This window comes from Billgrantia sp. NRB1 (genome assembly GCF_056921725.1).
In genome coordinates this window covers 1,079,342-1,093,038 of the sequence record NZ_CM167783.1, presented here as the reverse complement: position 1 = coordinate 1,093,038, position 13,697 = coordinate 1,079,342, and the positions used below count along the sequence as shown (strand labels likewise).

Below are 13,697 nucleotides of genomic sequence, written 5' to 3'. Positions count from 1 at the left end.
ATGCCCCCATGTCACCGCAATCACCACCCGAGACACTGAATTTCCAAGGAGAACCCCGCCGCGTGGGGGTGGAAATCGAGTTTGCCGGCCTCCCCCCCCAGGCCACCGCCGAGCTGGTGCGTGAGCTGTTCGGTGGGGGCATCGAACTGATCAGCCCCCACCGCCAGAAGGTGGTCGACACCCGCTGGGGCAGCTTCACCATCGAGCTCGATACCCAGTATGCCCACCCCGACAGCAAGGTGCTCGAGGAGGTGCCCCGCAAGGACACCGAGTGGGAGCGCCAGCGTCATCAGATGCGCCTGGATTTCCACAACAAGACCCGCGAGCTGATCGGCGACGTGGTCACCGGCCTGGTGCCCACCGAGATCGTCTGTCCACCGGTGCCCTGGGACGAGCTCGGCGAGCTCGACGCCCTGTTCGCCGCCCTGCACGCCCATGGCGCCAAGGGCACCGACGCCAGCCTGCTCTACGGCTTCGGCCTGCACCTCAACCCCGAGGTGGCAAGCCTGGAGATCCCGCATCTGCTCGACCAGCTGCGCGCCTATCTGCTGCTCGCCCAGTGGCTGCGCGAGGAGATCGACGTGGACATCACCCGCGAGGTGCTGCCCCATGCCAACCCCTTCCCCAAGGAGTACGCGCTCAAGGTGCTCGACCCGGACTACGCTCCCGACCTCGACCGCCTGATCGCCGACTACATCGACTATAACCCAACCCGCAATCGCGAGCTGGACCTCTATCCGCTGTTCGCCTATCTGCGCCCCGACTATCCCCACGAGCTGTTCACCGACAGGCTGGTCAAGGCGCGGCCGACCTACCACTACCGACTGCCCAACGCCCAGCTGTCGCAAGCCGACTGGGGGGCCACGCTGGAGTGGAACCGCTGGGTGGAAGTCGAACGCCTCGCCGCCGACCGTGACCAGCTCCACCAGCGCGCCCGCCGCTATGTGCGCTACCACACCCTATCGCCGCTGACCCGGCTGTTCCTGCGGGTGCGCGACTGGCTGCGGGAGGGGCGGGCCACCTCATGAGACGACCGCTGATTGGCATCACCACCTCCGACTACAAGAGCCGCATCGCCTGGTGGTTCGACTGGTTCGCCGTCTGGCGCCACGGCGGGCGACCGCTGCGCCTCTCGCCCTCGCGGCCGCTGCCGGAGCGGCTCGACGGCCTGATCATCGGTGGCGGCGACGACATCCAGGCACATCTCTACGGCGGCGAGGTGCAGCTCGATGTACGCGTCGACCCTCAGCGCGACGAGCTGGAGCTCGAGCTGATCGAACGCTTCATCCCCCAGGGCAAGCCGGTGCTCGGCATCTGCCGCGGCGCTCAGCTGCTCAACGTCTATCTGGGCGGCACTCTGGACCCCGACATCTACACCACCCACGAGGGCCTCAAGCGCCGGCGCACCGTGCTACCCCGCAAGACGGTGGACATCGTCGCCGACAGCCACCTGCATCACCTGCTCGGTGTCAGCTGGTGTCGCATCAACAGCTTGCATCACCAGGCGGTGCAGGAGACCGGCGAGGGCATCGAGATCGTCGCCCGCGACCGCGAGGGGCTGGTGCAGGGCATCGAATCCCGCGACCACGAGTTTTTGATCGGCGTGCAGTGGCACCCGGAGTGGCTGATCTTCAACCGCCCCCAGCAGCGGCTGATCCGTGGCCTGATCAAGGCCGCCCGTCGCCGGCTGACGAACTGAAGGCGGCCGCCCGAGGGCGGCCGCGCTGACGCTATGGCAATGCAGTCCCCGTCGCGGGGGCCAGGAGGAGAGACGAGGGTTCAGTCTTCCAGGGCCGCATCCAGGGTGATCTCGGCATTGAGCAGCCGCGACACCGGACAGCCTTCCTTCGCCTTGTTGGCCGCCTCTTCGAAGGCGGCCGCGTCGGCCCCCGGACTCTTGACCCGCGTGACCAGGTGAATGGCAGTGATGCTGAAGCCGTCGCCGTCAGGGGTCAGCGACACGCTCGCCTCGGTGCGGATACGCTCCGGCGTCAGCCCCGCCTCGCCCATGATCAGCGACAGCGCCATGGAGTAGCAGCCGGCGTGGGCCGCACCGATCAGCTCCTCGGGATTGGAGCCCGGTGCATCCTCGAAGCGCTTGGCAAAGCTGTAGGGAACGTCCTGGAGCGCGCCGCTCTGGGCGGAGACGCGACCCTGGCCATCCTTGATGCCGCCCTCCCAGACGGCGCTTGCAGTTTTCTTGATGCTCATGTCGACTCCTTGCCGTTAAGCTCGGCCATGATGAACACTGGCCACGATCCAACAGGTGGCGCAGCGCGCCACCTCCCTTCCACACCATAGATCATGACATTGCCTTCGTCAGCCGCCCTCTGAAAAATAATGGAAAGTTTTTCCAAAAATTCTCTCCGCATGCCCACACCGACGCCGCCTTCCCCGCCCCGGCCCGTAAGGAGCCGCTGGATATCGTGTGACGCCTCGGCGATTCAGCCACCGCGCCGCGAGGCCAGGCGATCGGCGAGGCGAGTGGGCTCCGGCAGCTTGGTGCGGCCGAGACACCCCACCACCCACTCCCGCGCCGTGGCAAGCGACACCCGATGGCCGGTCGAAACGAAGATCGGCTTCACGCCTACCCGCGAGCGCAGCACCGCGCCGATTACCTCGTCGTCGGCGCCATCGGTCAGCGCCGCCCAGTCGCCCTGGGCCGGCCCCGGCTCCGCGTGCCGCCCGCAGAGCCGCGACTTGGCCACTCCGATGGTGGGCAGGTCGAGCCACAGCCCCAAGTGCGAGGCCACCCCCAGCCGGCGCGGGTGGGCGATGCCCTGGCCGTCCACCATCACCAGCTGCGGCCGGGTCGCGAGCGTCTCGAAGGCGGCCAGCGCCGCCGGCACCTCGCGAAACGACAGCAGCCCCGGCACGTAGGGCATGCGGGTCGGCTCCCGGTGCACCGCCTCCTCCACCACCCGGAAGGCACCTCCCTCCTCCGGCGGCCAGGCCAGCACCACCACCGCCGCCCGGGTGACGGCACCGTCCTGCTCGAAGCCGATATCCACCCCGGCGACATGGCGCACCGGATCCAGGCGATCCTCACGCTCGACGCGGCCGGCCAGGCGGCGCTGCAGGGCGATGGCCTGGGTCGGCGTCAGGTGCCAGTCGTGAAGGGGTGCGCGAGACATGGGAACTCCTGAGGATTCTTCAACGTTGCACTCGGCTTGTCGCCAGCTCAGCACCGATGGGATGGCTCCAGGGCAATCGCACGACAAGCATACCTCTCGTCTAGGGGTGATTCCTCCTGTGGGAGGCCGCTTCAGCGGGCGAAGCAGCGCCCAGCGCTGCCAGAGAATGGACGCCTGACGGCGCCTTCGCGCGGCAAAGCCGCCCTCCCACCGGTCACCCCTGGCCAATCAGAAGCCGCTCGATGAGAAAACGTTGCATCATGCGATCACCCTAAGGATGGCTCCGGGGGCCTGAACAGCCGCTGCCGAGTCACGTAGACTATCGCCTTTGGATGCCAGCCAGGGAAGGGAACCACGCCGACGATGCTAACGCTGATCCACACCGCCGACTGGCACCTGGGCCAGGGCTTCCACGGCCAGGAGCGCCACGCCGAACACCGCGCCTTCCTCACCTGGCTGCTCGACACCCTGGCTGAACGCCGGGCCGACGCCCTGCTGGTGGCCGGCGACCTCTTCGACGTAGTGAACCCCTCGCTCGCCGCCCAGGCGCTACTCTACGACTTCATCGTCGAGGCCCATGCCCGGCTGCCCTGCCTCGATATCGTGCTGATCGCCGGCAACCACGACAGCGGCAACCGCGTGGAGCTGCCCGCCCCGCTGATGCGCCGCCTGCGCACCCACGCCCTGGGCCGGGTCGGCTGGCGCGACGACGGCACCCTGGACGCCGAGCGCCTGCTGGTGCCGCTCACCGACGAGGCGGGCGAGACCCGCGCCTGGTGTCTGGCGCTGCCCTTCCTGCGGCCCGCCGAGGTCACCGGCGCCGGCCTGGCCCGTGACCCCGCCGACGACACCGCCTCGCGCGACAGCCCCCGCAACGACTACGTGGCCGGCATCGGCCGGGTGCATCGCCAGCTGATCGAGGCGGCCCGCGACAAGCGCGAGCCCGGCCAGGCGCTGGTGGCCATGAGTCACGCCCACCTGCACGGCGCCGCCGTCTCCGAGGCCAGCGAACGCCCCATCGTGATCGGCGGCGAGGAGTCGATCTCCGCCGCCCTCTTCCCCGCCGAACTCGCCTACGTAGCGCTGGGCCACCTGCATCGCGCCCAGCGGGTGGGCGAGGCGCGCATCCGCTACAGCGGCAGCCCCCTGCCCCTGGACTTCAGCGAAGTGGACTACCCCCACCAGGTGGTGGAAGTGACCCTGGAGGGCGAAGCGCTGGTCGATGCCACGGCGATTCCCGTTCCCCGGCCGGTGGCCATGCACCGCCTGGGCCCCGCCCCGCTGGAGGAGGTGCTGGCCGAGCTGGCCGCGCTGGAGGACGACCCGGCGCTGCCCCGCGAGCACTGGCCCTGGCTGGAGGTTCGCGTGACGCTCGAGGCGCCGATCCCCGATCTTCGCGCCCGGATCGAGTCGGCGCTCGAGGGCCGCGCCCTGCGCCTGCTGCGCCTGGAGCGCCGGCTGCCCCGGGGCGAAGGCGACACGGTCCAGCCGCGGGTCGACCTGGAGACCCTGGGGCCCCGCCGGCTCTTCGAGCGCACCTGGCAGGCGCGCTGGGGCGAGCCGCCCGGCCCCGAGGTGCTCGCCGACTTCGAACGGCTGCGCCAGGATGTCCTGGAGGGCGACGACGCCGATGACCGCCCCGGGGAGGGCCGCCCATGAAGATTCTCGCCCTGCGCCTGGCCAACCTCGCCTCCCTGCCCGGGCCGCTGACCCTCGACTTCACCGAGGCTCCGCTGCGCGACGCCGGCCTGTTCGCCATCACCGGCCCCACCGGCGCCGGCAAGAGCACCCTGCTCGACGCCCTCTGCCTGGCGCTCTACGGTAGCACCCCGCGACTGCGCCAGGCCCCCAGCCGCGAGAGTCAGATCGACGACACCGCAGACTCCACCCTGACCACCAGCGATGCGCGCACCCTGCTGCGCCGCGGCACCGCCAGCGGCTATGCCGAGGTGGACTTCCTGGGCCGCGACGGCCGCCGCTACCGCGCCCGCTGGGCGGTGCGACGCGCCCGGGAGAAGGCCACCGGCCGTCTGCAGGCCGCCGAGCAGTCGCTCACCGACCTGGACGCCGACCGCCTGCTCACCGCCCAGAAGCGCGAGTTCGAACGCCTGCTGCCCGAGCGCCTGGGGCTGACCTTCGACCAGTTCACCCGCGCCGTGCTGCTGGCCCAGAGCGAGTTTGCCGCCTTCCTCCAGGCCGACGACAACGCCCGCAGCGACCTGCTGGAGCGTCTCACCGGCACCCAGGAATACTCGCAAATCTCCATGGCCGCCTACCGCCGCGCCTCCCAGGCGAAACGGGCCGTGGACGCCCTGCAGGCGCGCCTCGCCGATGACCTGCCCGCCGACCCCGAGACCCGGACCACGCTGGAAGGCGCCGCGGAGGCGACCGGGCAAGCGCTCACTCACCTGCTGCGCCAGGAAGAAGCGCTCAAGACCCAGCAGCGCTGGCACGAGGAGGACCGGCGCCTGGCCGAGACCTACCGCGAGGGCCTGGCCCGGCAGCAGGCGGCCGAACAAGGGTGGCAAGCCCTCGCTGGCCGCCGCACCGACCAGGCGTGGCGCCGGCTCATCGCGCCCCGGCGCCACGCCCTCGCCCGCCGGGCCGAACTGCCGGCGGAAATCGCCGCGCTGGAGAGGACCCACGCCGAGACCCAGCAGGCGCTGGCAGAGGCCGAGTCGGCACAGCGGGCGGCGCAACGCGACAAACAGACCGCCGAGCAGACCCTGACCGAGGCCGGCGACGCCCGCCAGCGGGCCGATCCGGCGCTGCGCGAGGCCCGTGAGCTGGCCCAGCGGCTGGCCACCCTGACGCATCGCCTCGCCGAGGCGACCGAACACCACCGCCAGCAGCAGGCCCAGGCCGCCAAACTCGCCGACCGCCATCGCGAGGCCCTCGATGCCCAGCGCGCCCGCCAAAAGAAGCACGACGCCTGGCGGGCCAGTCTCGAACAGCTAGTGGGCACTCACCCACGCCTGAATGACGCCCGCCAGGCCGCCCAGCGGGACCACGACCGGGCGGCCCAGCGCCACCTGGCGCTGAGCGAGCTGGCCAGCCGCCGGCACGAGCACGCCCGTGCTGCGACAGCACGGCAGCGGCTGGCCGACCAGGCGGCCGAGGATCGAAAGCGCCGCGAGCGGCTGCTGGGCGACGGCCAGACCGCCCGCCGGCGGCTGGACGATGCCCAGACGCGCCTCGACATCGTCACCGAGCAGGTGGAGCGAAGCCGCGCCGTGCGCAGCGAGAGCGTGGTGCGACTGCGCGAGGCCCTGCAGGAGGGCGAGCCCTGCCCGGTATGCGGCGGGCGCGACCACCCCTGGCGCCAGCGGCCGCCGGCGACCCCCGAGGCCGCCCAGCTCGCCGCCCAGGAGGCCGAAGAGGCGCGCCAGCTCGACGCCGCCCGCGAGGCCCGCGATGCGGCCCAGGCCCAGCGCGACACCCTGCTGGGCGAATACCGTGCCGTGGAGGCCGCCCTGGAGCAGCACCGGCGGGACCTGGAAGCGGCCGAGGCGCAGCGTGACGACGCCCGGACGGCGCTGGAAGCGCACCCGCTGTATGCCGAACTGGCCGCGGTGAGCGACACCGAGCGGGACGGCTGGCTGCACGCCCAGCGCGAGGCCAGCGACGCGCAGCGCCAGGACCAGCGGCGGACCCTGGACGCCCTGACCCAGGCCGAGGCCGAGCTGGCCCCGCTGGAGGAGGCGCTTCGCCAGGGTGAGTTGGCGCTCACCCGCCTGGACACCGAGAAGACGGCGGCCGAGAAGGCGTTCGCCGAGCGGGAGGCGCAGCTCCCGCCGCTGCGCGCGCAGCGCGAGGCGCTGGCCGGCGACCTCGCCGCCCGGCTCGGCGAGCACGCCTCGCCGGATGCCTGGCAGCACGCTCTCGAGGCCCGTCAGCAACGCGCCCACCAGGCCCGGGATAGCGCCCTGACGCGCCTGCACGAGACCCAGCGGGAAGCACAGCGCCTCGCCCAGCAGCAGGCGCATGACGCCAGGCAGCTCGACGCCCTGCGTCAGGAACGGCAAATGCTAGGCGAGGAGCTCGACGCCTGGCGCCGCGCCCACCCCGAGCTGGATGATGCCACCCTGGCGAGGCTGCTGGCCCAGTCCGACGACGAGGCCCAGGAGGAGGAGCGCCGTATCGAGACGGCCGAGCAAGAATGGCAGCACGCCGCCGCCACCCTGGCCGAACGTCGCCGGGCGCTGCTGGCACACCGCCGCGAGCAGGCACCGGATGCTTCGGAAGAGGCGCGGCTGGCCGAGGCGATGGATCGCGAGCTGACCGGGCGCCGCGCGGCCCTGGACGAGGAGCAGCAGCGCCTGGCACCGCAGCTGGAGGAGGCCCAGCGGGCGCGGGACACCGCCCTCTATGCGCTCAACGACGACGACCGGCGCCGCGAGCGGCAGCGGGAGGGGCAGGCCGAGCTGGAGGCGGCCCAGGCCGACTACCGCCGTTGGGGCCAGATCAGTGAGCTGATCGGCTCCGCCGACGGCAAGCTATTCCGGCGCATCGCCCAGGCCTACAACCTGGAGCAGCTTCTCGAGCACGCCAACGCCCACCTGGCCGGGCTCAGCCGCCGCTACCGCCTGGTGCGCGGCGGCAGCCCGCTGGGGCTGCTGGTGGTGGATACCGACATGGGCGATGAGCGGCGCTCGGTGCACTCGCTCTCCGGCGGCGAGACCTTCCTGGTCTCGCTGGCCCTGGCGCTGGGGCTCGCCTCCATGGCCTCGAGCGAACTGGTCATCGAGTCGCTGTTCATCGACGAAGGCTTCGGCAGCCTCGACCCCCAGTCGCTAGCCCTGGCCATGGAGGCCCTGGACGGCCTGCAGGCGCTGGGCCGCCGGGTGGGCGTGATCTCCCACGTGCAGGAGATGCACGAGCGCATTCCGGTGCAGATCCAGGTGGAGCCGCAGGGCAACGGCACCAGCCGGGCGACCCTGGCAAGCCTTTAAACGGATTCATCACAGCTGGCGTGAAATGGCTTGCCTGCACAACAGATTCAGGCGGATCGGTGAAGAACCAATTCCTTGGCAACTTCCTGAGCGCCGCTACCCATGCGCGCGTCCCATGGCCCCGAGCCGCGCCGGAAAGGTAAAATGCGGCCACCCCCCAAGCATTACGGAGCCCAGCGTTCATGCATACCCCCGTGCTCGCCGTCGCCCGCACGCCGCTGGTCGCCGTCTACGGCACCCTGAAACGCGGGCTACGCAACCACCACTGGCTGGAAGGCGCCGAGTTTCTGGGCAGCGACCGACTGACCGGGGCGACACTCTACGACCTGGGCCCGTATCCGGGCGCCAAACCCGAGCCCTCTCGCGGCATCGACGTGGAAGTCTTTCGGGTCGACGCCCGCCAGCTGGCCGACCTGGACCGACTAGAGGACTATCGGGTCCGCACGCCCGCAGCGGGGCTCTACGATCGCGCCATTTACCCAACCGCCTTCGGCCCCGCCTGGCTCTACCTCTACAATCGCCCCGTGGCCGGCTGCCCGGCGATCCGCCACGGCGGCTGGCTGCCACGCCAGTGTGGTATAACGCCTTGAAGAAGGCTCCGTTCAGCTGAGGCCAGGAGGATACATGGGCCGACTCTTATCCCTGATCGTGATCGCCGCCCTGGCCTACGGCGGTCTCTATGTCTACTACGGCATCACCCTGCAGCAGACCATCGCGGAGCAGCTCGAGGCCCGCGGCCTGGCCGCCCTCGAGGTGCAGAGCGTCGACTACGGCCTCCTCGCCCCGGCCAGCACGAACAGTCAGGTCTCGGCCACCGTCAGCTACCGCGGCGCCGAAGCCAGCCTGGACATTCGCGTCATCGGCCATCCGGTCTTTTCCGACGAGATCCGCCTGGAGCTGGACGGCCTGCAGGCCCTGCGGCTGCGGATCGGCGCGGGGCAGTGAAGAGAGGGCAACGCGCGCCTCTCCAGCGCCTATAGATGGATGCGCTCTCGGAAACCGCCCCAGAGCAGCCGTTTGGGATCGAAGGGCAGCCTTGCACGGTCCAGCATATCGGCCAGCCGTGGGTCATCCATCACCTGTGCCAGGATGCGGTCGCGCTCCTGTCGAGACGCATAGCGGACCCAGGCGAAGATCACTGTCTCGCCCGGCTCGAGCGTGACGCTCTGCTCAAAAGAGGTACCCTCTTCTGTCGACCTGAGGTCATCGGCCACGCACTCGACGTACTCCAGGGCACCGTACTCCTTCCATACCTCGCCGGCATGGCGGGTGAAACGCAGGTAGTCATCCAGCCGCTCGAGCGGCACCGGAATCACGAAGCCATCGACATAGCTCATGGAGGTCTCTCCCTAAGATCAACGCGTGGACCTTGTCACAGTTTGGACCGAGGGCTCCGGGAATGCGTTCTGCCCGGCGCATCGTGATAGGCTTCTCTCAATTCGTCGTGGGCATCATCAAGAGGAGCGCGATATGACCACCGCTACCGACATGCTCGAGTCTCTGGTGGGCTTTCCCACCGTCTCGCGCGACTCCAACCTCGACCTGATCGCCTTCGTCGAGGCCTACCTCGACCGGCACCAGGTACCGCATTGGCGCATTGAGAGCGACGACGGCAAGAAGGCCAACCTGCTGGCGCGTATCGGTCCGGACCTGGCCGGCGGGGTAGTGCTTTCCGGCCACACCGACGTGGTACCGGTGGACGGCCAGCCCTGGTCCACCACCCCCTTCCGGCTGGTCGACAAGGGCGACGGACGACTCTATGGGCGCGGCACCTGCGACATGAAGGGCTTCATCGCCTGCGCCCTGGCCGAGCTGCCGCGCTGGGTCGAGCTCGACCTGAAGACCCCGATCTGGCTGGCGCTCTCCTACGACGAGGAGGTGGGCTGCATCGGTGCGCCGCGCATGATCGAGACGCTGATGGCCGAGCATCCACTGCCCGCGGCGGTCATCGTCGGCGAACCGACCCTGATGCACCCGGTGGTGGCCCACAAGGGCGCCACCAACCTGCGCACCACCGTGACCGGGCGCGCCAGCCACTCCAGCCAGGTCAACCAGGGGGTATCGGCTATCCACGTGGCGGCGAAGTTGGTCACCTATATCGAAGCGGTGATGGCCGAGCTCCGTGCCGAGGGGCGGGTCGACGAGGCCTTCAACGTGGCGCACTCGAGCCTGCACGTGGGCAAGATCGCCGGCGGCACGGCGATCAACATCATGGCTCGGGAGTGCACCTTCGAGTGGGAGATCCGTCACCTGCCCAGCGACCGCTTCGAGGCGCTGGTCGGACGCGTCGAGGCATATGCCCGTGAGCTGGAGGCCGAGATGCGCCAGCGCGCGCCGGAGGCCGCCATCGTCACCGAGGCGCTTAACGAAACGGTGCCGGCACTGGCCGACGACAACAACGCCGAGGTACTCGCCCTGTGCCGCGACCTGCTCGGCGAGCGCCCCTCGGGCGCGGTGGCCTATGCCACCGAGGCCGGGCAGTTTCAGCGCCAGGGGCTGCCCACGGTCATCTGCGGGCCGGGCAGCATCGCCCAGGCCCATCAGCCCGACGAGTACATCGAGATCGAACAGCTCAAGGCCGGCGAACGCTTCATGGCGGCCCTGGGCGAGCGGCTGAGCCGCGACTGAACGCTGTCAAGGAGAGACCCATGCCCCGACTGTTGATCGTCAAGACCGGCGACGCCTTCCCCGAAGTCGTGGAGGCCCACGGCGACTTCGAGGCGCTGTTCCAGCGGGCGCTGGCCAGCGCCGGGTTCGAGGCCAGGGTGTTCGATGCCCGCAGCGAGCCCCTCCCCGCCCTCGATGAGATCGACGGCCTCTATATCACCGGCTCTCACAGCATGGTCAGCGACGCCGAGCCCTGGAGCGAGGCCCTCAAGCCCTGGCTGGTCGAGGCCCGGGAGCGCAACCTGCCGATGCTCGGGGTCTGCTACGGCCACCAGCTGATGGCCGCGGCCTACGGCGGGGCGAGCGGCTATCACCCGGCGGGACGCGAGTCCGGCACCCATGCCGTAACGCTCACCGAGGCCGGCCGCGAGGACGCTCTACTCGGTCAGCTGCCCGAGCGTTTCCCGGCCCAGTTGACCCACGCCCAGTCGGTGCTCCAGGCGCCTCCCGAAGCGGTGGTGCTGGCGAGCAACGGCCACGATGCCTACCAGGCGCTGCGCTACGGCCCCCGCCAGTGGAGCGTGCAGTTCCACCCGGAATTCACCCCGGCGGTGATGCGCGCCTACCTGACCCGTCAGGTCGAGTCGCTGCGCGACCAGGGCCAGGACCCCGAGGCGCTGCTCGCCGGGGTCGCCGCCACGCCCGAGGCCGGCTCACTGCTGGGTGGCTTCGCCAGGGCGGTGGCCGCCCAGCTTCGCTATCACAACTGACCCGCGGGACGACACCAGAGTGCTTCATCGTCCACGATGGGCCCACCCAGTGAAATAGGGGTACGTCACCAATTTCCTGGACATATCCGGGCGCCTGCGGCGCCTTCGTCGAAGCGTCGAACCGCCGGCAAAGCCAGCCTCCCACAGTTTTTTGGTTCTTCACACTTTAGCGTGAACATATTTAGCAGGTTTTATGGATAGGGGTCGGGAAGGGCTGTGCCCTCCCCGCCCTCCGAACCGTGCGTGCGGTTCTCCCGCACACGGCTCTCCAGTCGATGGTTTTCCTCATCGGGATTGGCTCGCGTACCGCCAGGCTCCGGCTAGGGTGAAGAGCCCTGCGGTCGCGAAGAACGTATTCGACCAGCGCCATGTGTCCGACCGGGTGTTACCACGCCCCGGGCGCTTCTCCTGCTTGCGCAGCATGGCCCGAAGACGTCGACGAATGAAGCCATCCAGAGGCCGGAACGTCGTCCGATAGGCATGCTGGAAGTAGCCGAACCAGCCTCTCAGCATGGGGTTCAGCGAGGCAATGACGTGCCGCAAGCTCTTGCCTTCCGTCCGCCGCGTCTTGCTTCTCACCTTGTCCTTGAACGCCTTGAGGCTCTTCTTACGCACCCAGCGCCTGCCCGCCTCGAAGCGGTAGCCTAGGAAGTCGAAACCCTGTCCCTTCTGCCGGCAATCGCCGACGTGGGTCTTGTCAGGGTGCAGGGTCAGGCCATTCGCCGCCACCCATTCCTGTACGTGGGCCAGGGCTTGTCGGGCCTCCTGCTCACTGTGGCAGAGAATGACGAAGTCATCGGCATACCGCACCATACGGTAGCCGTGCTGTGTCACTTCCTGGTCCAGCGGATGCAGGTAGACGTTCGCCAACAAGGGGCTGATGATCGCTCCTTGTGGCGTCCCTGACGTGGGGGTCCATCGGCTCATGTCGCTGACAATATCCTGGCTCAACCAGCTTCGTAGCAAGGCCAGCAGTCGACCGTCGCTGATCCGTCCCTCGACGCGGGCCATCAGGCGGTCGTGCGGGATGCTATCGAAATAGCCTTGCAGATCCGCATCCACCACCCAGGTCATGCCCGCCTTGAGCGCCTCATCAACGTCTCGTAAGGCATCCTTGCAGCCTCTGCCCGGCCGGAAGCCGTAGCTCATCGGCAGGAACTCATGCTCGAAGATCGGTTCGATCACGCGCTTGACCGCTGCCTGGACAATACGGTCCTTGACGGTCGGAATGCCCAGCGGGCGCATCTTGCCGTTGCCCTTGGGGATCTCGACGCGTCGCACCGCTTGCGGGCGGTAACGCCCCGCTGCCAGGTCGGCCTGGAGCTCCTCAAGATAGCGTTCGGCCTGCGACGCAAAGCGGGACACGCTTTGCCGATCGACACCCGCCGCTCCCTGGTTGCGGTAGACCTGCAGCCAGGCACTGACCAGGGTCGACGAGCGGTATACCTTGTCGATCAGACTGAACCACTTACGTCCTTTGACGCCGTTATCCAGCGCCGCCAACATGCGGTCCGTCCAGATCGAGCGGTCAATCCCTGCCATCGTGGCGGGTGTTGACGCATCTTGTTTAGCCCCATCGTGGGGCACTGTCGATGCTGTGCTGTCGCGTTCGCTCATCTCTGGTCGTCTCTCGCATCCATCTTCCTGCCTCCCTTCCCTCGACGCAGGTTCTGTTCTCTGCGCCTCCTGTGCGGCGCCTTGGCGGTAGGCAGAGTCCGCGCTCCAGCATCTCTCGATCCCGGCTTTCGCCGGGATGAGCCGTGGCCAGGGCGTGATCCGCACGCCGGTACTATGAAGGCTCTGACTCCTGGCCGCCGTCACCTCGGCCGCCAGGTCTCCCCGATTATCTCGTACACCCTTCCTGACGTTCCGCCTCCAACCACCTGGCAGGTCCCGTCGTCGCTTTGTCCGCCATGCCAGCGCGACGGGTGAGTTTCAGGCTTCGCTATCTCCCAGCGAGCTCGCCACCTGACCCGGCCGAATCGAGTTCGTCATCCTACGGACCGCCAGTTCGCCTCCGGTTGCTCCCCACCCCGCCTCGCGACGACGCAGTTACCTTTGGCTACGGGGCCATGGCTTACCCCGATGCGGACTCTCACCGCACTGTGTGCACGCCTTCTCGGGCGCACTGGGAGGCCGGCTCTGCCGGGCGAAGGCGCCGAAGGCGCCCCAATGGGTAGCGCTGCGCGCTACTTCGCGAGCTGAAGCTCCCTCCCACAGCGCCTGTTCACGCC

The 13,697-nt window shown here is 69.2% G+C and carries 12 protein-coding genes; 8 read left to right on the top strand and 4 right to left on the bottom strand.

Features of this window, described 5'->3' with window-relative positions:
* Window positions 1-8 precede the first annotated feature (8 nt).
* Together ACZIYR_RS04930 and ACZIYR_RS04925 are read left to right on the top strand one after the other, a co-directional pair.
* Window positions 9-1,028 carry an amidoligase family protein gene (locus tag ACZIYR_RS04930; RefSeq protein WP_483528417.1) on the top strand — a complete coding sequence of 340 codons (1,020 nt, stop codon included), beginning with the start codon at window positions 9-11 and terminating at the stop codon, window positions 1,026-1,028.
* Window positions 1,025-1,699, top strand: coding sequence for a gamma-glutamyl-gamma-aminobutyrate hydrolase family protein (locus ACZIYR_RS04925; RefSeq protein WP_483528416.1), 675 nt, complete (start codon window positions 1,025-1,027; stop codon window positions 1,697-1,699). The genes ACZIYR_RS04930 and ACZIYR_RS04925 overlap by 4 nt, the downstream gene beginning before the upstream one ends.
* Before the next feature lie 80 nt (window positions 1,700-1,779).
* Here ACZIYR_RS04925 and ACZIYR_RS04920 read toward each other — a convergent pair whose 3' ends face one another.
* Together ACZIYR_RS04920 and nfi are read right to left on the bottom strand one after the other, a co-directional pair.
* The gene (locus ACZIYR_RS04920; RefSeq protein ID WP_473032676.1) at window positions 1,780-2,211 is read right to left on the bottom strand and encodes an OsmC family protein; all 432 of its coding nucleotides are present in this window, start codon (window positions 2,209-2,211) and stop codon (window positions 1,780-1,782) included.
* Between the two features lie 233 nt (window positions 2,212-2,444).
* Window positions 2,445-3,134, bottom strand: coding sequence for a deoxyribonuclease V (gene nfi, locus ACZIYR_RS04915; protein ID WP_483528415.1), 690 nt, complete (start codon window positions 3,132-3,134; stop codon window positions 2,445-2,447).
* Between the two features lie 363 nt (window positions 3,135-3,497).
* On the opposite strand from nfi, the gene ACZIYR_RS04910 reads away from it, so the two are divergent.
* From ACZIYR_RS04910 to ACZIYR_RS04895, 4 genes are all read left to right on the top strand, one after another.
* Window positions 3,498-4,793 (top strand): exonuclease SbcCD subunit D, encoded by a 1,296-nt coding sequence (locus tag ACZIYR_RS04910; protein ID WP_483528414.1) that lies wholly within the window; start codon window positions 3,498-3,500, stop codon window positions 4,791-4,793.
* Window positions 4,790-8,086, top strand: a complete 3,297-nt coding sequence (locus ACZIYR_RS04905) for an AAA family ATPase (RefSeq protein ID WP_483528413.1) — start codon at window positions 4,790-4,792, stop codon at window positions 8,084-8,086. Before ACZIYR_RS04910 ends, ACZIYR_RS04905 begins: the two co-directional genes overlap by 4 nt.
* Window positions 8,087-8,268: 182 nt before the next feature.
* Window positions 8,269-8,676: a gamma-glutamylcyclotransferase family protein gene (locus ACZIYR_RS04900; protein WP_483528412.1), complete on the top strand. Its 408-nt coding sequence runs from the start codon at window positions 8,269-8,271 to the stop codon at window positions 8,674-8,676.
* A 34-nt stretch (window positions 8,677-8,710) separates the two neighbouring features.
* The gene (locus tag ACZIYR_RS04895; protein WP_473032669.1) at window positions 8,711-9,031 is read left to right on the top strand and encodes a hypothetical protein; all 321 of its coding nucleotides are present in this window, start codon (window positions 8,711-8,713) and stop codon (window positions 9,029-9,031) included.
* Between the two features lie 29 nt (window positions 9,032-9,060).
* Here ACZIYR_RS04895 and ACZIYR_RS04890 read toward each other — a convergent pair whose 3' ends face one another.
* Window positions 9,061-9,423, bottom strand: a complete 363-nt coding sequence (locus tag ACZIYR_RS04890; protein ID WP_473032668.1) for a DUF1428 domain-containing protein — start codon at window positions 9,421-9,423, stop codon at window positions 9,061-9,063.
* 133 nt (window positions 9,424-9,556) lie between these two features.
* Between ACZIYR_RS04890 and argE the strand changes: the two genes are divergently transcribed.
* The gene (gene argE, locus ACZIYR_RS04885) at window positions 9,557-10,714 is read left to right on the top strand and encodes an acetylornithine deacetylase (protein ID WP_483528411.1); all 1,158 of its coding nucleotides are present in this window, start codon (window positions 9,557-9,559) and stop codon (window positions 10,712-10,714) included.
* A 20-nt stretch (window positions 10,715-10,734) separates the two neighbouring features.
* On the top strand, window positions 10,735-11,463 hold the full coding sequence (locus tag ACZIYR_RS04880) for a glutamine amidotransferase (protein WP_483528410.1): 729 nt from the start codon (window positions 10,735-10,737) through the stop codon (window positions 11,461-11,463).
* Between the two features lie 285 nt (window positions 11,464-11,748).
* Here the strand turns inward: ACZIYR_RS04880 and ltrA are convergent, their stop codons facing one another.
* A complete protein-coding gene (ltrA, locus tag ACZIYR_RS04875; RefSeq protein WP_483527168.1) occupies window positions 11,749-13,080 on the bottom strand; it encodes a group II intron reverse transcriptase/maturase in 1,332 nt (443 codons plus the stop codon).
* Window positions 13,081-13,697 lie beyond the last annotated feature (617 nt).